We start from the raw sequence: 21,635 nt of genomic DNA on the forward strand, positions 1-21,635 counted from the left end.
ATTGCGCGGATTTATCTTAGTTTATCTATGATATAAATTCAATAAGCACAACCAGCCCTGACAGGCCAACTCAAAACAATTTGATTTAAAAATACACTAAAAAATGTTAATCTAACTGCTTCTATAAAAATAAGCGCTTGCAATGACTCAACCCAAACATACCGATCAACAGATATCATTTTCTTCACTACCCCTTCGCCAAGAATTAATAAAGAGTCTTGCATCTGCAAACTATGAAAATATGACGCCTATTCAAACGCAAAGCTTGCCTATAATTCTTAAAAATCAGGATATTATTGCCCAAGCCCAAACAGGTAGTGGAAAGACCGCTGCTTTTGCTTTGTCCCTATTAAATAATTTAAAAATTTCTTTTTTTGCAGTGCAAGGTCTAGTCCTTTGTCCTACCCGTGAATTGGCAGAACAAGTAAGCCAAGCCATCCGTCGCTTAGCCTGTTTGATGCCAAATGTCAAAATTATTAATTTATCCGGTGGTATCCCTATGAAGCCGCAGCTCGATTCATTGAGGCATGGGGCTCATCTCATTGTAGGAACACCAGGGAGAATCCTTAAACATTTAAAAAACGGCTCGTTGGATTTATCCCAGTTAAAAGCTTTAGTTTTAGATGAGGCAGACAGAATGTTGGATATGGGCTTTTTTGATGACATGAAAAGCATTATTTCGGTTTGTCCCAAACAACGTCAAACCTTACTTTTTTCTGCGACCTATCCTGAAGAGATCAAGCAGATTTCAAAACAATTCATGAACAATCCACAAGAAATTCGTGTTGAAAGTCCAGCTGAGGAAATTAATATTGAAGAGTATTTTTATGAAGTCACGAAACAAGCGCAGAAGTTTCCCTTATTAAAATCATTACTACTACACTATCGACCCGTTTCAACATTAATCTTCTGTAATACCAGGCAACAAACAGTGGAGGTGACAGACCTGCTCATCGAAGAGGGTTTCAGTGCCATTGCTTTAAATGGTGATATGGAACAAGTCGATCGTGATCTTGCAGTGTTACGTTTTGCCAATCATAGTTGCTCTATTCTTGTCGCCACTGATGTGGCAGCACGGGGACTTGATATAAAGGAACTTTCTACAGTGATTAATTTTGATCTTGCTTTTGATCACGAAGTTCATATTCATCGTATTGGTCGAACTGGGCGCGCAGGATGTAAAGGCATTGCCTTAAGTATTACCACACCTGCAGATGCACAAAGAATTTGTGCGATTGAAGATAACATGCCACACCCCATTAACTGGGGAAACATTAATAAATTAGAAAACCACCACACCACTCGATTAGTGCCGGAAATGGTTACACTCTGTCTTTCGTCCGGTAAAAAAGATAAAATTCGTCCTGGAGACATATTAGGGGCATTAACCAAAGATGCGGGGTTAGCAGGAAATACTGTAGGCAAAATTAACATAACAGCCTCACACTCTTATGTTGCAATCCACCACAGCCAGGCAGATAAAGCGCAACAATATTTACAAAGAGGAACATTAAAAGGACGTAAAGTTAATGTGCGTAAAATTATAACATGCTGAAATAAGGGGTTGTTGAAGTGCTCGCTAATTCAGTCAGTAATGGACTATTTAATACCAGGATATCACTCAAATGAAAATGTCAGAAGGGCTTCATGAACGACGAGCTCTTAAACTATCAATAGCTGTTACCTTTCTCTTGGCCGTAGTAGGTATTTTCTTTGGGTTATTATCAGGTTCATTGGCTATTGTATTCGATGGTATGTTTAATATGGTCGATACCGTTATGTCAGTCCTTGCCCTTTTTGTCACCCGTCTTTTAACAAGCAAGGGGAGCCGGAGGTTTCAATATGGTTACTGGCATGTAGAACCTATGGTGCTTGTTTTGAATGGTAGTATCCTGATACTGCTCTGTACCTATGCGCTCGTCAATGCAATTGGCAGTTTGATGTCGGGTGGGCATGAACTGAATTTTGATTGGGCATTTGCGTTTGCCCTGTTGGTATTTTTTTTATCGACTGGGATGTATTTTTATTTAATTAAAGAAAACCGTAACATTAAGTCAGAATTCCTGCGATTAGACATTCAAAGCTGGTTAATGTCTGCATTAATTTCATCTTCTCTACTCATCGCGTTTGGGGTTGCTGCCTTGTTGGATGGGGGCGCCTACGGATATTTTACACCCTACATTGATCCTCTCATTTTAGCGATTCTTTCTGCTTGTTTGATTTTTATCCCTATGGGGGCGGTTCGTGATGCCATGCGAGATATCTTTCGCATGGCTCCCTTAGGCCTTGATGAAAAAATAAGAGAATTTTTAGATGAGCTTACCAGACAACGTGGCTTTAAAGCCTATACAAGCTACGTTGCAAAAATTGGACGTGCGCAATTTATTGAGATACATATCGTACTACCTAAAGGCTACCCAATTACAAGCATTGACACCTTGGATGAAATTCGTAATGAAATAGCGGAAGCTATTGGAGAGGATACTCCAGAACGCTGGCTTACTATCGCGTTTACTGCAAATGAAAACTGGATTTAGGAAAAAGGAAGTCAGTTTTTATATAAACAGATCTGGACGCAGACTTATAGAAAGGAAATTTGACCAGAAGTAAAGATGGTGGTTTGCTTTCAATAAAAACAGTCAAAAATCCCTCAAGTTAAAAAGTGGCTAATGAAAGGGAGAAGCAGTATATTGAATAAACCAGACAAAATCATAACCAGGCTAGCAATGGCTCCTTCAGTATTTCCTATTTTACGTGCCTGTGCCGTCCCTGCTGAATGGGCTCCGGCTCCAAAAAGGGCTCCTCTTGCCAATGGTGAATGGCATGATAAGTATTTTAGTAGAATATCACCAATAATCGCTCCCGATATGCCGGTAATAATGACAAATAATGCAGTAAGTTCAGTGGGGGCACCAATGCTTCGTGAGGCTTCCAGTGCGAATGGTGTGCTGATAGAGTGTGGTAGTAAACTTAATCGTATTTGATCATCAAGGCCTATAAGGTTTGCTAATAACCAACTTGACAACAGTGAAGTGACACTTCCCGCAATCACACCAATCAAAAGTATCTGCCAATACTGGCGAATGAGTTGATGTTGTTCATAAATAGGGATTGCAAAGGCAACTGTAGCAGGCCCAATGAGTTGCACTAACCATCTTGTTCCGCTTAAATAATCCTGATAATTCACATCAAGTAAAAAAACAAGGCTTGCGAGAATGAGGGGTGCGAAAGTAAGTGGCATAAGCCACCAGAATGGCCATTTTTTGTATAGTTTTTTAGAGATATAATAGATGGCGATTGTTAAAGTTGACCAGAAAAGCGCCTGGATTGCCGGCTCAGAGAATATGGGGATTGGCATGGCTTTTTCTCCAACGATAGCAATAATCAACAACTAAGGCAGTGATCAACATCACGGACAGGGTGCTAAGCACAATGACAAAGAAAATCTTAAGCCCTAATAATCCAGCAAACTCTTGATGCTCCAGTACTGCAAGTACGGCTGGAATAAAAAAAAGAAGCATATCCGCCAGGAGTAATTGAGCCCCAAACCTTATACTGTCTAGCTGTAGATGTTTTGTCACCAAGAGCAGCAAAACAATACCCAAACCCAATACCCCTCCAGACACTGGGAGCTTGATAAGTTTCACAACCAGGTCGCTGGCAAACCAAAAAATTAAAACTAAAAGTACTTGAAATAAAGAGTTTTGCCGAATTGCTGCTGTCATATGCAAGATCACTTTGATTTTTTATCTTTCAATAAAGTTTACACTTTAGTAGAGTATGAATAAAATGAATTTATTGACTAATAATCATTCTAATTTGGAATAGTTATGGAATTTAAATTGCTTCGTATATTTATAGAAGTTGTGCAACAAGGCAATTTCTCCAAAGCAGCAGAAGTCCTTTTTGCTACCCAGTCCACGGTAAGTAAAGCGATCAAACAACTTGAGGATGAGCTGGGAGTTACACTCATCGAGCGTTTTAAACGGCATAATGTACCTACTGCAGCAGGTGAAATCGTTTATCGCCGAGGGATTAAACTTCTTGCGGATCGAGATGATCTTCTCAAAGAACTTGATGAAATTCGTGGTTTGAAGCAAGGTAAACTTCGTCTGGGTATTTCTCCTGTGGGAAGCTCTACCCTATTTGCCCCACTTTTTGCACGTTACAGGCAGCGTTATCCAGGTATTGAAGTGGAACTTATAGAGCATGGCAGTGATAAGCTTGCAGAATGTTTGCGCGCGGGGACTATAGATTTTGCGGGAACATTACTGCCTATTTCTGAAGAGTTTGATTGCCAGCCAGTCCGAAGTGAACCCATTGTTGCGCTTTTGGCTCGTAACCATCCTTTTGCAACTCGAGATTCGATTTCATTAAAAGAACTTCAAGATACTCCCTTCATTTTATTTGGTAGTGGTTTTGCCTTGCATCGATTAATTTTGGATGCGTGCAGTCGTGTTGGTTTCCAGCCAAAAGTAGTTGCACAGAGCAGTCAAATTGATTTTATGTTGGAACTTGTATCCTCAGGGCTTGGTGTCGCTTTTTTACCGCGAATGATTAGTGCTGAGCGATCAAATCCACAGATCCATTCTCTTTTCCTTGATGATGACATGCTTCAATGGAACATGGCTATGACATGGCGCCGGAATGCCTATCTTTCAAGTGCGGCAAAAGCATGGTTGGCGTTGATCCGCGAAGTGGTACAGATAAGTAATTAATTTTTTGATTAAATTATTAGTACAACCTGATTGCACTCCGAAAAATTGGATTTACAATGCATCTATATGTGTTATACATATCAACAATGTATTTATATAAAACAATCTAGTCAGGATGATCCGCCTATGCAATCAAAAAACGAAAATAAGAAGCGTGTTTTATTGAACTCCCCCCTAGAACAAACGGTAGATTTTACCCCTGAATTCGAACAACTTATGCGGACAGACCTGGCACAACAAAATCTCAATAAATTGGCTTCAGCAACCTATGATCGGGTGAAACAAGAGATAACCAATGCAGAAGAAGAATTAAATAAAATAAAAACAAAAAAAGGCCACGTTAAAAAGAAAGCCACCTTGAATGAAACAATTATTAAAAAGAAAAATTGGATAAGCGAGGTAGATGATGAGGAAAGTAAAAACTTCTTGCCCCTGTGGTCTGCTATGTTTCATGGTTATCTGGTGGATTTAGTGGCTAATCCCAAAGAACATATTAAAAAACAGGGTTTAGTTGTTAAAGCAGCGAGTGAGGAATTTGTAAAACTACTGTTAACAGTACTCTCACAAGATATTAAAATCGAAGGAAAAAATTATACCGCTTCTGAGTTAAAAGCCTACAAAAGCATTTTTAATCGATTTTCTGATTCAATCAAGGCAATCGTTATCGAAGATAAAAAAGAAATTACCTTAAAAAGAATTAGAAAAATCCTTAATGACCATGATCTCACAATTGAACATGACTGTAATGGTCATGCAATCTATACCCAAATATATAAAGAGAAAAATCAAATAGTTATGACGCATTGCAATCGTGGTAATGGTCAAAGATCAAATTATAATTTAGTTTATCGCGTTAATATCATAGGCTTGGATTTAAATAAGTTAAAAACAGCCATTGAAAAAATTACTGAGTTGAATGTAGTAAATGGTAATGAAGAGGGCTATAAGAAGTTTTATGATCAATATGATAATACACTAAAAGATTTAGGTTTTAGTTTTAGCTGGGGCAAACATTCAAAATCCCAAAAAATAGGTAATTGTGTTCTGGCAAATTTAAAAGGTCTTTTGAAAGAACGAGTACCAGAAGATGTTTATAAATGGTGCACAACGCAAATGAGGAACCTCAGTACTCTCCAGCATTTAATAAATCCCATGTTGGAATCAGGTAAAAATCTAACCAATAAATCGTTCCATATAGATACTGATGGCGAGTTTTTTCACCTTAGACAATTAATCAATTATATTTTTGATAAATCGGTAGAGGGAATAGTCAATTGTTATTTTGGTAATACCAGGAAATCTGAAGCACTGAAGAAAGCACTTAAAGCGCTCGGAAATTATGAGAATATTATTAATGAAAATAAAGCGTTGACTACACCCTGTAGAGTTGATATTAAAAATTACATTCATTCGAAAATAGATAGATACAAAAAAATATTATTCAACACCGAAATGCAGAAACCAGAAGTATTTTATCAGGTACTGTGGAATGAGGCAGAGAAAATTACTTCCTCATCTTCTGATGATTCAAGTAATAAAGAGTTGTTCAAACATTTAATAACAAAAGCAGCGAGTAACCCTCATTTTTTTAGCGATGTTTATGAGTATTTTAACCTGAAAAAAAAAGAAAACAGTAGTACCATACTTAAATTGGTATTTACCCAAGCGATAGAAATTATAATCCATGATACTGTTCTAAATGATCCAGAACACATTGCAGTTTATCAAGATTCGCTAAGAAAAATACTTTTAAAAGAATGTAAAAAACTTCCTTGTGAGCAAGAGCTCATTGCCTCATTAACAAATACTCATTTGACCAATATAGATCCAACGTTCTTTATCACTGCCTCCGCTATTATGAAAGATCGAAAAAACGATGAGAATAAGTATGAAACACTCAAATTATTGTTAAACGCCACTTTAAAAAACAGGGAATTTTTAGATTTCTTTGTTCGAAAAAAGAAACCTCCTGTTTCCACATTTTTCAAACAGCAGAATCAGCCTCAAGAAAGGGGCGTGCTCCCTGTTTTTTTTAAAGCGGCAGCGGACTTTATTATTGATAATACAATATTACCTTTGACAGAAGAAAAATTGCAATTAAATATAGGCAAACTTTTTCATAATACAATGGAGCGTAAAACCGACACAGATAAGGTAAAAAGATTTTTAGAGCTTTTTTGTTATCAACAGTTAATTGACACTAAAAAAATTAATGAAAAAAATCTGGCTTATTGGAAAAATCTGCATATACTTGCTCATCAATGCAAACAAATCGATTATTGTCTTCCTGATGCACTCACAGTGGCAGACAGTGTACTTGATAGTTATCATAAATTAAAAACTCTAGCTCCCAAACAAACAATTAAACCGATGGATAAGCCTTTTTTTGACTTCAATTTTGGTTGGTAAACATCAAAATCAGGCTCTAATGCTACTGGCATACTCTCGGGCTTTTGTCTCTTCAAGCACTTTGATCTTATTAATGGAGGCTTGGATATAATTTTGGGGATCGGCTATTAATTGATTAAATTCTTTCTGCACAATGAGCCTCTCTTTAGTTTTTAGGCGTGAATAGCTTCTAATATCTAAAGTAATGTCTTCGGAAGTAATAATATTATAAAAAACAACATCAAAAGCTTCCAGAGGTATATATTCAAGCACTTTATCGTGATGGTTTTTAAAAAAAGTTTCAAATTCGATATCAAAAAAAGGATACTTGGCATATTGGCGTAGCAATTTATTATTGTCAAAGAAGGCTGAAACAAACGAATTAAAATAGCAGCGGTTTTTTTCACTGGGTTTTCGATTATCAGGAAGGTGATGTTCCCGTTTTAAATAATTTTCAACCTTTTTCGTCAGGTTAACTAAATCAGCTATAGGTGTATCTTTATCAAAATAAAGGGTAAACTGCTCTTTAATATTAAAATATTCAGGAATAAGAATTTTAAAATCGAATTTCATATTATTCTGATCAGAGTTTGCTTCTTCAATTAAAAAATGGATTAATCCTAATACAAGAGGTTCAGGGAGGTTATTGGGATTATCTATAGCAACCCGTAATTTTAAAGAAGAAAGATCACGAGCGTCATATTCTGCGTGCAAACAACAAAGCTCTGCCAATTCCCCTAATTTTTGTCTGACTAGTTCAGCAAATTCAGAATTATTTTGTTTTTCAAAATATTCGGAAATTAATTGTTTTAACTCCACATAGGGGGCACTTAATTGGATTTGCTTGTTTTTATATGGTGGAGTGATAACACAAAATTCTGCCCAACACTCACAAGTAACATCCCTGTTTTGTGCTTTAATTTTATTTTCAAGTTCTTCTTTTGAAAGTTGCCTGAACATTTTCATAATATTCCTGGTCTAAGGTTAACTCGTATAACAAGCTGTTTCTGTAAGCACCCTTAATAATATAAGGGTGCCCCCGGTTGTTTTATTTTCCTACTATCTACGTAGGACATGCAGATCGCCACTAATACTTTTCGAAGGGTTTATTTTCTCAAAAAACTCGATAACCGGTTGGAAAAAACCATGCCGGTTAAGAGTGGCGGGAGTATTTCTATCTGGTGGCACTGTACTTGGATCAGGCGTTTCAGTTTTTTCTAACTTGGTATGGTTAGTAGTTGAGATTAAATTGTTCCCAGGTGAACTTTTTACTTCATCAGCTTCTGTGAACAAGGACTGGGATAGAGCTGGAAATTGATCTCTATGCGAGAGTAATAAAGAATGTATCGATTTGTCATAAGGAAAAACAAATTTTACATTCTCTAATTGTTTTGGGTATTGCTGGGATAGTATTTTAAGGACATCAACCATTTGCTCCTTACTTAAAAAAGCCATATATCTGTCAAGTCGTAAGGAGCCCGATTCCATTGTTAAATCATAGAGCAGTGAAGTCACCACGATTTCAGTTGCCTTTTCAGGGAAAGCGATTTGTTCCTTTTTTAATTTTAACCAGCTTAATTCATTCGTAAAGTAGAAACTCCTGAGAAAGCGTTCATTTTGTTCAATTGCATCATCCAATTGAGGAAATTCTTGCTCATAGATGTCATTCAATGACGTTGGGCCTGTTACTTCTATCGTCCATTGTTTTAAAAACCCTTGAGTTGGCCAAGGTCTATCTGGATCAAAGGATAAGTAGGCACCTGAAGACGGGTTTTGATATTCGACCTCTTTTAATAATTCTGCAGCAGGCACAAGATATTTAGAAGCAATTTTTTCCTGGATCTTTTGTAATATGTGGCAATGTCTAACCGCTAATATAAAATCATTGGAGCTGCCGTAATGTATTTGACAATAGGATTCTGGGCTATCACCAAAGCGCTTTGCCATTTTATACACATCGAGGGGGTGCTGATTGCTACGAGTAAAGCGGACATCGCCTTTATGAATGTATAGCCCTTGAGGCGCTTTTAATTCCTCTGGAAGCCTATGAAGAGGATCTGGATCGGCCACGACATCTACATCACTATAAATACCACCAAAGTGGTAGAGAATTGCAAGACGTAGTTGATCAGTTGCAGCAGCATAATTCCTTCGCAGTAACTCTAACTGATACATCTGTTCCGAAGGTCCAATATGACCATCTAATATACTGCTATCTATTAAATGGATTTTATTTTTTTTTGCCCAGTTAATGAGACTTTTCTGTTGTTCTGGGGTGTAAGCTGAAGAAGTAATCCAAAGTGTGGTTATATAGTCAGGATATAATTTTTTAAAAAGTGCAATCGTTTCCAGGTGGTTATTTTGGGGAGTGCATGCATCTATAGGGTTTACTATGTAGATGTAATTCATTCGTTTCGGTATGATACCTTCTTTAGGTTCTTCATAAGACTCTACAGGCACTTGAGCTAAATCATATTGTTCGATTTGCCCAGGTAAATCAGCAAGGGGTTGGGTTGGCTGAGCAACTTGTAATAATCCATAGGGATCTGGTAACAATGATGGGCTCTTAATAGTGAAAACGTCTAATCGGGTTTGCATTTTTACTCCTAAATTATTTATTTCGATTAGTCTAAATGTTGACCATTAAGATTTATTTAAGAGTTAATGAATAAGAGTATTTTAAATTATTCCAAATAAGAATTTGTGCCTGATAGAAGATAGATCTCAATGATAAGTGTATGCTTATTAAGAGTTTCCCAAACCTCATGCCATTTCATCTTGCAACGATAAAGTGAATCTCAAGAGTGTTAATACCTCTATTGGGAATACCAAGCCGACCCCTAAAATAGCTGATAAAAAACATCATTTTTGATGTTCTTCCTGGAAAGTAATCATAGGGTGTTTGCTTTGAAACTGGTCTATACTTGAATAAAATTTCATGTTCATAGAGCTCATAACATGGCAAAAACAAAGGAAGATTATTTAGCTAAAAACCGTAGTTATGATGAAATACGTCATGCCGGTGCGATAGGTGATCTAAATGAAGGAATTGAAATAATACTGCATAATGTTCCAACAAGATTAATTGCATGGCCTGGCAATGGCTTCCAAACAGAAAGTATACACGTGTCAACACTTTCTCCCGGTATGGAAACGCCAATGTATAATTACCCTATTTCAGAAGAAGCATTCTTATGTGTCCAAGGGAAAGGTGAAGTATATCTTCGGGGAAAATGGGTAAGTATTGAGCCTGGTGATATGGCCTATTTTCCAGAAAACATCACTCATGCTCTGCGTAACCCTGTCAGCAATAAGGACGATTTTATTCTGGTTAACTCCATTACACCTCCTTTAGTAAGTTTATATGAAGATGCGGGTTTTTATATTCGTGGTATGGGCTCTATTGATTTTGATGCAGCAGAGGCAGCCAAAAAAACAATAATGCGTGGAAAAATTGACCCTGTTAATTACCTTCGTTACAGGGAAAACCATTCAGAGATGCGTGCCTGGAATTTAAAGTCACCTGATATTCGTCGCCATGGCGCCTTATTTAATGTATTCAGAGGGGCTGAATTTGATGCCAATGGAAGCCCCATGCGATTTATTCTATGGCCCGGCCATGGCACGCGTCAATGTGGTTTCCATTTAACCCGCTGTGCACCTGGCGATTGCTTTGCTGCACATACGCATCCCATTTCAGACGAGTGTGTTCCTGTCTGGGCTGGTTCAGCACGTGGGCATCTGGATGGCCACTGGTTTGAAATGGGGATTCACGAATGCCTGCTGGCTCCGTGTGGTGTTCATCATGGCGGACCTCTAAATATAAAAACTAAAGTTGGTGGTGATTTTGTACAGGACAGAGATACACTTTGGGGTGGATTTGCATCTCCACCTCAAGGTGATTTGTATTTGAGGGGAGGGTATATTAACAATGAGCTTATTTCAGATCCCCCTTCTGCACGATTTACTAATATTGAACCATTAGATTGATAAAAAGTGGCTAGGTGCGGAGTAGAAATAGGTTAAAATCGCCAACAATTTAAATGCCAGCGCATTTATTAATAATCTTATTCAGAGTTATAGTAGGGCCGCGAATAATAAAGGGTTGCCAGTGGGGGCAATTATTTCAATGCCACTAACCGCAAAAATATTTTCTCGTTAAAAGAAGTTGTGAATCCATTAAGGCTTTCTTGCATTGAGCAGCGCAGTAGAGCTATTTGTCTATTTTTGGCTTTAATTACATAAGCTATTTTTGTTAGATTTCGACCCAAGCTTGCCTCATTATGTAGATTAAGCAAATCCTATCTATAATTTAATTTAAATCGAGTTTTTCCATAGCGTGAAAGGGAAATATATTTCATATCTGCTGAGCTGGAGGTAATCAATGATGTTACCCACACAATTACAGCCATATTCAGTTATTCTAATTTTATTAATTTCAATGGTTCTCTTTATATGGAACAAGTGGCCCTATGCTATTACAGCAATATTCGCATTAGCTGCTGCGGTTATTCTTGGCGCAGTCCCAGTGGATAAAACCTTTTCCGGACTCAATAACCCTGCTGTAATAACAGTTGCCAGTATCATGATTGCTACAAATATTATTGCTAAATCAAATGTTCTTAAATTTGTAATCAATAAATTTGAAATGCGCACTCAATCATTACAGGTATTTTTTTTCAGTATCTTTATTGCATTTATTTCTGCGTTTTTGAACGATACAGGTGCATTAGGTCTTGTATTACCGGTTAGTATATATACCTCCCTCAAATACAACCGCTCCCCTTCTTATGTTTTAATGCCTATTGCAATGGCTTCATTAATGGGAGGCATGGTAACGTTAATCGGTACAGCGTCCAATTTGATTATTTCAAATTTTCGTGCCCAGATTCTTGGTAAACCTTATAGTTTGTTTGATTTTAGCTATGTTGGCTTTTTTACAGCGTTAATTGGGGTCTTATTTATAAGTTTTATTGGTTGGCGCTTGTTACCTAAACAGAAAGTACAAAAAACTTCATTCAAACCAATTTATACCATTGAAATTCGTGTACCTCCAAAATCAAAGTGGATAGGCAAAACCTTTGATTGTTTTAATGAGGAAATCAAATTATTAGCTGAAATTACGGGACTTATAAGAAGAAAACGAAAAATCAATTTACAGGAAAGTACGGAAATCAAGTCAGGTGACCGTTTCATTATTCAAGCAACCCTGACCAGTTTGGAAGAACTGTCCAATTCAATCGATATAGTTATTTCCAACTTTATAAGGAAAGGGAGCAAAAACAAAGCAAATGATATTTTAATAGAAGCTATTGTTCCGACTAAATCAACTATTATCAATAAAAAAATTAAAGAAACTAATTTAAGGGCAGCTTATAAAATTTCATTTATAGCTATCTCAAAGGCAACCAGTTCTAAAATCGGAAGAATCAGAAATATAATTATTGAAGCTGGTGATATGGTGTTATTACATTGTAAGGATCCAAATGTGATGGACTCACTTCCTTCTTTTGGTCTGATTCCAATAGAGACATCAACATTGCAATTGAATATGGGATTTAAAAATTTTGTACCATTGATAATCTTCACGATTGCAATTTTATTGTCAGGATTAATGATCATGCCGGTTCAAATTGTTTTTGCTGCTGCGGCTTTGCTGATGATTTTGATTGATAATACAGCATTAACATATGTATATAAGCAGTTTGATTGGTCGGTGATTATTTTTCTAATTGCAATCATTCCACTGGGGGACGCGCTTACTCAAACAGGAGGGGCAGACCTCTTGGCGCATTTGATATTGGAAGTGTCACAGCATCTTTCTATTTTTTGGATAATTGCACTTTTAATAGGAATTTCCATGTGTATCGCTAATTTTATTCATAATGTTGCAACAGTCATTGTAATGGCCCCGATAGCTATCAGTCTTGCAAATTTTTTAAAAATATCAGTAGATCCATTTCTTATGGCAGTAGCCATCGGTTCTGCCTGTGCTGTATTAACACCCATTGGGCATCAAAATAATCTTTTAGTCATGGGGCCTGGAAGATATAAGTTTATGGATTATGTGAGGTTTGGTTTGCCACTTGAAATAATTGTGTTGGTTGTGGCAACTCCTCTGGTATATTGGCTATGGTACTTAAAATAAGATATGTATTTTAGGATTATATTTTGTAGAAATAATCGGTGCATCTGTCTGCTTAAATTGCCTATGCAACATGCTATAATTTTATAAATATAAGAGGTCATTGTATGATTTTATAGCAGGGGTGGACGAGGCAGGGCGTGGTCCTTGATCAGGTCCTTTGATTACAGCAGCTGTTATTTTGCGTCAGCCTATTGTGGGATTGGGCGATTCAAAAAAGTTAACATCCAAACAACGTGAGACATTTACCCTTCAAATTAAACAAGAAGCGCTCTACCATGCTTATGGTCGCGTTGAGGTTGAAAAAATTGATGTGTTAAATATTCATCACGCGACATTACTTGCCATAAAGAGTACGCAACTAAGGCACATAAAGATGCTTTATATAGACTTGGTTCTTGTGCAATCCATCGAAAATCATTCACCTCACATAGCCTCAATTTGTTTTCATCATCCAACTAAAGCTTTTGTTAATAGGGGCTGTTTATCTCTTTGATGAACCATTAAGTGTTGCCTTTTGCTGTATATTCATTGACTTTGGGGTTCTTTATTTAGCAGACGCTTAAATGTATTTATACATAGGGGTTTGTCTCCCCTGGTTTGAAAATAACTAAGTGGTGTAAGAAGTGCTATATTTATGTTTAAAGCCGGGCATAAAGTTACCCATTTTGCAAAACACTGTTCATCAATTTCATATCTGCCATATCCTGATTGGGCGTTGCCCAGTTTACAATAAGCAATAGAAGCCATGGCTTTTTCAAAGGTTGACGTTTCATTGACCCAAATATATTGATTATCAACTTGAAACAAAAATTGGGTACCACAATACAAAAGGGCCATCTTTAAACCAGCTTGGTATCTTGCATTTAGTTCACTTTTGTAAATATCTTCTTGGTGAATACGCTCATCCTCCTGGGATAATCGTCCTTGAGCAAAATCCTGGTAAAGCCAAATCAATCTGCGAATAGCAATGCTCGAATTTATCACTTCCCGTTCAGGAGGGATATAACCATATTTCCCTTCTAGAAAATCCCTGTTATGCCCTCTATAGGCTAATTTAAAGGCAACAAACAAGCGATCTGCTGAGAGTTGGGTCAGTCCAAAGTTTGTTTGATAATTAAATTTAATGCCTTTTTCCCTGGTTAGTTTTAATAGTTTTTTCCAACGTTGCAAGTTTGTTACAGGTTTACTTGTAGATATTGATAGGCCACTCATGTCTGTGACATTAGTGGGATCACCGCTGCTTTCCTTCAGAATCATGGCAAGAACATGAGCATATTTGAGTATCATTTTTTCTTTAAAATAATGATGTTGTGCATTGGCCATATGTTGATAAATTACAAAGTTTTGAAAAACAACCATCCTGAGATTATAGTCTATCGCATTACATTTCTTATCTTGCTCTTCTGCCATCACATCCGCAACATGCCTGGTTAGGCTTTCAACTTGCTCTTCATTCGGCAAGCCAGTGATATCAGGAAGCCAACCACTATCGACAAGTTCTTTTACCCCTAACAACTCGTAATTGCCCACAACAGGCTGGGAGGCATCTTTTCCATAGATTGGAGATGCTAAAGTTATCAATAAAGATAAATAAATACCCTGTTTTTTCAAATTCATGGCAGTACCTTCTTTATTGAGTATAGCGCATATGAATTTAGGGATAAGAAACCAACGTGGTGAAGTGTTCTTGACATCCAGAATTCAAGTTGATTTAATTCATATTAAGAAAATCGTTAGGGGTCGGTACTCTTTAAGTCATCCTGGCCAACCCTGTCCTTAGAAGATTTTCGGTGATGGCTTTTATTGTTGACACAATAGGAGCCATGATCATGCATCAAGACGGATATTCCCCATATATTTTAAGTCTAAAAGAAGGGGACTGCTTATTTAAAAGCATCATAAATTACGCATCTTATGTTAATTTAAAATCTGCAAGTATCAGTGGTATTGGGGCTTTATCCAATGTCACTATCGGTTTTTATCATCGTGATGCCAAACAACATACCAAGAAATTATTTCCCAAAACTTATGAAATTGCATCTTTGACTGGCAATGTAACCTTAGCGGAGCAGGGTTGGTTTGTGCATATTCATGCTGCTTTAGGCAGTGATGATTTTCAGCTTTTTGGTGGCCATCTCATTGATGCACAAGCGAGTGCATCAACAGAAATTTTAATTTTTCCTTTAAATTACACGGTTAAGCGAGAAAAGCATCCAGACTTAGACATAAAAGTTATCTCTCCGTTTATGAATATTGAGAATAGGGGGGAATATGGAAATGATCGCTAATTCACATGCGTTAAATGGGTATAATCTTGATGAACTACAATCTGATTTAAATACGGCAATCTGCAGTTATAACCAAAATGGCATTATTGTGCTTAAAGATTATATCAGTCAGATAGACTTAACTCGGTTATTAAGTGAAATTAAACTCATACAACATGATGCAGAAGTAGATATTGCTCAAAACTGGAATAATGAAATCGTTTGTTTTTATTCTAAAAATCCTTTGCAACAAGAATCAGAACCTAAAGAATATGTTACTGAGCCTTATTTTCAAGCATCCAGTCAAAAGGGACATGTATTTTATGAAGTGATAGATAATGTAAGGGTAATTAATAGGATTGGGCATGGCATGCACCTCGTAGAAAAATATTCGATGATGCAAAAGACTGTTTATCGAAACCCTATGCTGATGATGATTTTGAAGGGTATAGGATATAGGCGGCCAATCTGTCATCTGAGCGTATATATTCCTAAGTATTCTCATGGTTTAGGTAGTGAAGTACGGCCGCATCAGGAATCAACCTTTGCCTACACTGAGCCTGCCTCGGTAATTGTTTTATGGTTGGCTTTGGAAGATGCATGTATAGAAAATGCATGTATGTATGGAATTATTGGCAGTAATCATTGGCCTTTGAAATGGGTTTCACAAGTGAATCTTCAAAATAAAACCAGGCAATTTAAGCAGCTTAATGATGTTTCTATTCCTGACTTTAGTAAAGAAAATTATTGTTATACACCTTTAGAAGTGAAGGCTGGAGATGCATTATTATTTCATGGTCATTTTGTCCATTGTAGTCCAGTAAATTATTCAAACTGTTCGCGTAAAGCTTTATCTTTTCAATTCATTGAAACTTTGGGGGTGAATTATTCAAGGAATAATTGGTTACAGCCTCCGAATCATGCTTATTTATATTAACCCTGACGTACAAGGAGCAAATAACAATGTCCATCTATGACAGCCGTGAGCTATTCAAAACCTATTTTGCTCATGCCAGTGAAAAATCCCTTCTTATTGACTTAATGCGGGCTCGATTTTCTCCATCCTCCCATCAGCTGAATATTTTGGATTTAGGTTGCCATGATGGCACCTTAATAAAAAAAATAATTGATGCTTATACCAGAATAATGCCCTCAAAAGTCACTTTAACTGGTGTAGATCCTAGTAAAAATGCTTTATTAGAGTATTCGCAAAATAAGTTCACCATCCCCATTCAAATAAATACTTTTGCCGGTACAGCTGAAAGCTATTTTTTAAGGTATTCAGGTTATCAAGTTTTCGATTGGGTTATTGCCTCCCAATGTCTTTATTGGTCTTTGGATCTTCCCTATGTAGTGAGGAAAATAGCAGAGTGTGGGGAGTCAGGCTTAATTGTATTCAGAGGGAATCGTGGAATTTATGAAATTCAATCGCGTTTCAGGGAATATATAGGAAATAAAAAGGAGCAATTTTATACCGCGGTTGATATAGAATCGACTTTGATTCATTTGAATTTACCTTTTGAGAAGGAAATTAAAACAACTTTTATCCACTTACCTCATCAAGGGAGTAGGGAGATGAAATGGTTAATCGCCTTTTTTTTACAACAAGACGAAAAGGATATAGGCAATGATATCTGTCAGGAAGTTGAAGCCTGGATTTTAGCGAAAGACTCAGGGAAAATTGCACATGAGGTCAGTTTTTTCTGGTTAGGAAAAGCAATGCTTAAGAAGTAGATTAACAGTGTATCCGGCAATGTTATCTTTATTCCCAGAAAAAATAAATTGACTCAAAAGTAGAACAAACCCACATGCGCTTTTGATTCAAATTCTAATATAAATACTCAAACAACCCATGTGTTGATAGTTAAAATTCAACCAGCTTAATTTGGGAATCAAGGTTAAAGCGTTATCTTGCTAGCAATATCAAGTACGCATCAGTATTGCACCTCAAGTACTGCAAGCAGTAAAATATATAGACGAGTTTCATAAGATTAATGATATTTGATATTTAGGTTATAAAAGAATGTGCCTTATTTCGGGATGCGTTTTTTGAGAAGAGAATACAGTAAACTGGAGCATTTGTGTGTAAAATTAGATCAATGGTGGCGCAAGTTTGAAAAACAAATAAACGATCCTGGGGTGTCGCTTGTTCTGTCTTTCTGAGGCACGTAGACCTTGAAGGCCAATTGTCATCATACCTTACTAAAACAAGAGGAGCGGACGTATGGATTTTTCATCATCCATTGAAGAAATTGCAGGGTATATTGGTGAAAAAGTATATTTAAAAGGTTTTCCAATTTTAGAGCACGCTGATGAAGCCCAACTTTTAAACCGTGGTAAAATTATGCCTAATAGCCCAGAAAGGGTAACCCATGGTTTTGATAATGCTAATCGTTCTGCAGCATTGCTTCCTTATATAATTGATCTATTAAAGCGCAACCAGAATGAACTTCCTGGGCATTTGCAAAAGCAACTGGCTGAATTAAGCCCCGAACATATTAAAGCATTGCAAATAGTAGCCTTAATGCGAGCAAGTGGGCGACACTACCATCCTAATATTACTCCTCATTACTGGAATAATCCTGATTATGGTAGTGGTTCCCTCTATGCAAAATATGGTGAACGGGAATGCTGGGCGATGTTAAAGGAATTAAATGTCCCTGTTGCTCTAGATCACCAAAAATTGGCTTTTGCAGTACTAGGTAATGAATTTGTTACTGGTTTGTATGCAAATTCAAAAGATGAGAGCGCGAAAAATACTCACAATAAAGGTAAAGATGATTTATATTGTCTGCTAATCAATGTGTTAAATGTGTTAGAAACGACAAGAGATCGTAAAGATAAGGTGGTTCAATTGGAATGGATGCCTTTATTTAGCCAGCTAGGAAAAAATGGACAGAAAGAATTTATAAATTTGGCAAAGACACACATTGAGTCTATTAGAAACTTTCAAGAATTTTTATGGACCACTACAAAAGTAGGGGAACAAATCGTTGCGGCCCCTGATATGGTTAAAGGTAAACGTTATGATGGTAAAAAATATACTGCTCAACAAATGTTTGATCTAATGGCTGAAACCCATAGCAATGGGCCAAAAATAGAAAAAAATAAAGAAAATCGAGTAGAAAACGCAAGGGGCGTAGCCCAACATTGGAAAGGCACTTTGGATGAGGAAAGTAAAAATGATAAGGATGATTCGTCGCTGCAGAATTCAATTAGGTAATTAATTATTAAAGGAGATTTCAATGAAAAAGAAACTGCTTCCTATTTTAATCTCTGCTCCGCTTATCACTGTGATATCAGCAGGAGCGATGGCGCTTGAGCCGAAACAAAATAATCAAGTGCAACATAGTAATGCTCAATTATCTTTAGATCCATTTGATAACGATCCTTTTTTTCAATCAACTAATGATGTTCTGAAACAAATGGACAAAATGCAACAAGCTATGGATCAATTTATTAAAAGTCAATTTTCACAAATGCAAAATAACCTTGTAAATCAACCCAATCAGAATCTTTTTGGTAGTACAGGTACTATTGAAATTAAAGAAAATAAAAATGAGATTGTTTATAAAATAAAGTTACCCAAAGGTGCTGATAGTAAAGTTGATGTTTCTGTTAAAGAGGGACAACTAATAGTCAGCTCAAACGTAACGCAAAAAATTACTCATGAATATGATAACAATAAAAGTGTCAGTTATTCTCAGAGCAATTACAGTCAAGCATTTCAATTACCCAAAGGGTATGATCCAAACTCTATGACTACAAAAATGAAAGACTCAAATTTAATTGTTACTTTTTTAAAAAAATCACCTTTGCCATCCTCCACGCTTTAAAGAATTATAAATTTAAAACAAAAGTATTCTTGGTTTTATAGTAACGTCAGTTTTTATGGCGTTACTATATGATGGATACCAAGACATTTTATTTCGAAAATATCATTTTCTAGATCTTGATTTATTTTTAAGATTTATCACTTGCCAACCCATTAAATTGTCCTCCAAGTATAGAAGCCCAAATTAACGTCAATTTGATATAATTGTTTAATTGGCGAACATAGCCGAAAACGCTAATGGGTAGAAACAAAAGGTCTTAAGATATGTAAATTAATAGAATTATTCTGTATTGTCGATGATTTTTGTAAAGATTTTATGCCTGAATTTGAGTGCCATTTATTGGCTGTATCTGCAAAGATTCGAAGAACTAGGTGTAGTATGTCAATGTCATAAGTTATGGCCATAGTGATTCACTTTCACCAATCCCATTATCGTGATTTCAACGCTTATTATGAAAGTATGTTGAGTAAAGTCCTAACTCCCATTTTCCCAATATGCTAAGTTACAATCGTTTTGTCGAAGTAAAAAAATCAGCATTGTTGTCTCTAATTTATTTTATTTATTATCAATCAAAAACAAAGACGGGTATTTATTTTGTTGACTCAACAACTATTAGTGTTTGTCATGTTAAAAGAGCCAATTCAAATAAAGTATTTCAAGGGTTCGCTAAGAAGTCAAAATCAACAATGGGCTGGGACTTTGCTTTAAACTTCATATCCTTATTAACGATAAAGGCGAATGAATGGCGTTTAAACTCACCCAGTCAATCACTGATGATAGAACTGTCGTTTCTGAGTTAGCAAAAGGATTAATGGGTAAATTAATTGGAGATAAAGCTTATATATCTCCATCTTTATTTGACGACTTATTTGTTAGGGGAGTTCAGCTAATTACGAAGAAGAACATGAAAAATAAATTAATGCCCATTTTTGAGAAATATCTATTACGCAAAAGAGTGATTGTAGAGACAGTTATCGATCAACTCAAAAATATATCTCAAATCGAGCATTTTAGATATCGTTCAATAGCTAACTTCATGGTAAATATTGTCGCAGGACTTTCTGCTTATTCGTTACAACCTAAAAAGCTTTCTTTGAAGTTCATGCAACTTAATGGTTGATTCTTGTGCAGTTACATCGAATTGACGTAAATTAGATTATACCCATCTTATGGCCTAAAATTTTCTTGGGTATTTGATAAAATCTCAAAAAAAACACCCATATTTTTTCTTTCCCTCTCAAGAAAATCCATAAACCCATTATATATTTTTTCATCACCAAATTGAGGGTCGGTAACGACAAACTGTCCATGATGCTTTTTGCCTAACAATGTATGAAGTACTCCTGTATTTATCACAATAAGCATGGTTATTCCTTCAGGAAAATCGGCTTCGCTTAATTCTGTAAGCGTTAATTTTTTTCTTACAGGGACATTTTTCTTGAACAATGAATAGAGTGAGGTGATCATCATATCTCTTGAATACTTATTTCGTACCGATTTAGATAACTCTTTTATTTCAATACCAACTACATTGAGATGATGTTTTTGGAAGTAGGCGACAATCTTTTCTGGGGATGCAACTTTGCCTGGCTCTAGCCAAATTTGTTTATATATTTCTAGTTCCTTACTCGGAGTATAATTACTTTGATCAATATACCCTCTTTCAAGAAGTATCCTTAATATTGCCCTTGCAGTACAAGAATTTTTAAATTTTTGCTTATCTATCAAGGGCTCAATATCGTCAAGTTTGGCTTTTAGTTTAGGGTTACTGAGTACGAAGTTTACAATTTCGTCAGCAGTTACTGTTAATTTGAGGAAGCTTTTATTATCAAGCATATTAATAAAATCTTCTGAGGTAAGAAGCAATTTTATGGTATCTGGGGAAACGTGCCTCATTGATCCTAATGTAATAATTCCTTCAATAGGCTTATGATGAGCTCCATGAATTTTTTTAAATTTATTTACGAATTTTACCAAAGTATCTTTATTGATTGCGATATCTGCATCCTCACCAAAACTAAAATCAATACTTTGATATATATTTTGGCTGTATTCAATATCACTAAGCGTCACATCTGGAAATTGTGCTGCTGTAATATTTAAAAACATAGGAGTTAAACCTTAGCAATAGAGAGCTTTATTTACTTGATTATAGATCATTATGATTTGTCGGCCCGCAATATCAAATTTCAATAAAAACGTGCACGTATATTTGCAGTAATATTTCATTAAATTAGCAGCGGGTGAAATATCTGTTATTTATGAATGAGAAGCCCGT

Annotated in this window: 17 protein-coding genes and 2 pseudogenes; 13 read left to right on the forward strand and 6 right to left on the reverse strand. The window is 36.1% G+C overall.

Annotation, left to right across the window (positions count from 1 at the left end; all coding sequences use genetic code 11):
* Window positions 1–142: 142 nt before the first annotated feature.
* Complete coding sequence (dbpA, locus tag EKG34_RS11945; RefSeq protein WP_003634301.1) at window positions 143–1,555, forward strand: ATP-dependent RNA helicase DbpA; 1,413 nt, start codon at window positions 143–145, stop codon at window positions 1,553–1,555.
* A 70-nt stretch (window positions 1,556–1,625) separates the two neighbouring features.
* Entirely contained in the window at window positions 1,626–2,537 is a 912-nt protein-coding gene (locus EKG34_RS11950; RefSeq protein ID WP_003634303.1) for a cation diffusion facilitator family transporter, read from the forward strand.
* A gap of 113 nt (window positions 2,538–2,650) precedes the next feature.
* Here the strand turns inward: EKG34_RS11950 and EKG34_RS11955 are convergent, their stop codons facing one another.
* The gene (locus EKG34_RS11955) at window positions 2,651–3,358 is read right to left on the reverse strand and encodes an LrgB family protein (RefSeq protein ID WP_003634304.1); all 708 of its coding nucleotides are present in this window, start codon (window positions 3,356–3,358) and stop codon (window positions 2,651–2,653) included.
* Window positions 3,336–3,725 (reverse strand): CidA/LrgA family protein, encoded by a 390-nt coding sequence (locus tag EKG34_RS11960; RefSeq protein WP_003634306.1) that lies wholly within the window; start codon window positions 3,723–3,725, stop codon window positions 3,336–3,338. Before EKG34_RS11960 ends, EKG34_RS11955 begins: the two co-directional genes overlap by 23 nt.
* A 105-nt stretch (window positions 3,726–3,830) precedes the next feature.
* On the opposite strand from EKG34_RS11960, the gene EKG34_RS11965 reads away from it, so the two are divergent.
* Window positions 3,831–4,718, forward strand: coding sequence for a LysR family transcriptional regulator (locus EKG34_RS11965; RefSeq protein WP_003634308.1), 888 nt, complete (start codon window positions 3,831–3,833; stop codon window positions 4,716–4,718).
* Window positions 4,719–4,844: 126 nt separating this feature from the next.
* The gene (locus EKG34_RS11970; protein ID WP_012979529.1) at window positions 4,845–7,127 is read left to right on the forward strand and encodes a hypothetical protein; all 2,283 of its coding nucleotides are present in this window, start codon (window positions 4,845–4,847) and stop codon (window positions 7,125–7,127) included.
* Window positions 7,128–7,136: 9 nt separating this feature from the next.
* Here EKG34_RS11970 and EKG34_RS11975 read toward each other — a convergent pair whose 3' ends face one another.
* Window positions 7,137–8,072 (reverse strand): hypothetical protein, encoded by a 936-nt coding sequence (locus EKG34_RS11975; RefSeq protein WP_003634315.1) that lies wholly within the window; start codon window positions 8,070–8,072, stop codon window positions 7,137–7,139.
* Window positions 8,073–8,165: 93 nt separating this feature from the next.
* The gene (locus EKG34_RS11980) at window positions 8,166–9,704 is read right to left on the reverse strand and encodes a TcdA/TcdB catalytic glycosyltransferase domain-containing protein (protein WP_003634317.1); all 1,539 of its coding nucleotides are present in this window, start codon (window positions 9,702–9,704) and stop codon (window positions 8,166–8,168) included.
* A gap of 360 nt (window positions 9,705–10,064) precedes the next feature.
* Between EKG34_RS11980 and EKG34_RS11985 the strand changes: the two genes are divergently transcribed.
* The 3 genes and pseudogenes from EKG34_RS11985 to EKG34_RS11995 form a co-directional block, all read left to right on the forward strand.
* Window positions 10,065–11,096, forward strand: a complete 1,032-nt coding sequence (locus EKG34_RS11985) for a cupin domain-containing protein (RefSeq protein WP_003634319.1) — start codon at window positions 10,065–10,067, stop codon at window positions 11,094–11,096.
* A gap of 394 nt (window positions 11,097–11,490) precedes the next feature.
* Window positions 11,491–13,254 carry an SLC13 family permease gene (locus tag EKG34_RS11990; protein ID WP_223800068.1) on the forward strand — a complete coding sequence of 588 codons (1,764 nt, stop codon included), beginning with the start codon at window positions 11,491–11,493 and terminating at the stop codon, window positions 13,252–13,254.
* Between the two features lie 157 nt (window positions 13,255–13,411).
* A pseudogene (locus tag EKG34_RS11995) lies at window positions 13,412–13,696 on the forward strand (ribonuclease H family protein); the annotation flags it as partial.
* Window positions 13,697–13,779: 83 nt separating this feature from the next.
* Here EKG34_RS11995 and EKG34_RS12000 read toward each other — a convergent pair.
* Window positions 13,780–14,871 carry a hypothetical protein gene (locus tag EKG34_RS12000; RefSeq protein WP_003634327.1) on the reverse strand — a complete coding sequence of 364 codons (1,092 nt, stop codon included), beginning with the start codon at window positions 14,869–14,871 and terminating at the stop codon, window positions 13,780–13,782.
* A 176-nt stretch (window positions 14,872–15,047) separates the two neighbouring features.
* Here EKG34_RS12000 and EKG34_RS12005 point away from each other — a divergent pair, with 176 nt between their 5' ends.
* The 6 genes and pseudogenes from EKG34_RS12005 (at window position 15,048) to EKG34_RS12030 (ending at window position 20,477) form a co-directional block, all read left to right on the forward strand.
* The gene (locus tag EKG34_RS12005; RefSeq protein ID WP_223800067.1) at window positions 15,048–15,542 is read left to right on the forward strand and encodes a PPC domain-containing DNA-binding protein; all 495 of its coding nucleotides are present in this window, start codon (window positions 15,048–15,050) and stop codon (window positions 15,540–15,542) included.
* Complete coding sequence (locus tag EKG34_RS12010) at window positions 15,532–16,458, forward strand: phytanoyl-CoA dioxygenase family protein (RefSeq protein ID WP_269446284.1); 927 nt, start codon at window positions 15,532–15,534, stop codon at window positions 16,456–16,458. Before EKG34_RS12005 ends, EKG34_RS12010 begins: the two co-directional genes overlap by 11 nt.
* 26 nt (window positions 16,459–16,484) lie before the next feature.
* A complete protein-coding gene (locus EKG34_RS12015; RefSeq protein WP_003634334.1) occupies window positions 16,485–17,255 on the forward strand; it encodes a class I SAM-dependent methyltransferase in 771 nt (256 codons plus the stop codon).
* Between the two features lie 490 nt (window positions 17,256–17,745).
* Complete coding sequence (locus EKG34_RS12020; protein WP_003634338.1) at window positions 17,746–18,744, forward strand: SidE phosphodiesterase domain-containing protein; 999 nt, start codon at window positions 17,746–17,748, stop codon at window positions 18,742–18,744.
* A gap of 22 nt (window positions 18,745–18,766) precedes the next feature.
* Complete coding sequence (locus tag EKG34_RS12025) at window positions 18,767–19,357, forward strand: Hsp20/alpha crystallin family protein (protein ID WP_003634339.1); 591 nt, start codon at window positions 18,767–18,769, stop codon at window positions 19,355–19,357.
* A 315-nt stretch (window positions 19,358–19,672) separates the two neighbouring features.
* Window positions 19,673–20,477: pseudogene (locus EKG34_RS12030) on the forward strand (IS982 family transposase).
* 47 nt (window positions 20,478–20,524) lie between these two features.
* Here EKG34_RS12030 and EKG34_RS12035 read toward each other — a convergent pair.
* Window positions 20,525–21,466, reverse strand: coding sequence for a hypothetical protein (locus EKG34_RS12035; protein ID WP_003634342.1), 942 nt, complete (start codon window positions 21,464–21,466; stop codon window positions 20,525–20,527).
* Window positions 21,467–21,635 lie beyond the last annotated feature (169 nt).

The organism is Legionella longbeachae, assembly GCF_004283175.1.
In the GTDB taxonomy this organism is placed as follows: domain Bacteria; phylum Pseudomonadota; class Gammaproteobacteria; order Legionellales; family Legionellaceae; genus Legionella; species Legionella longbeachae.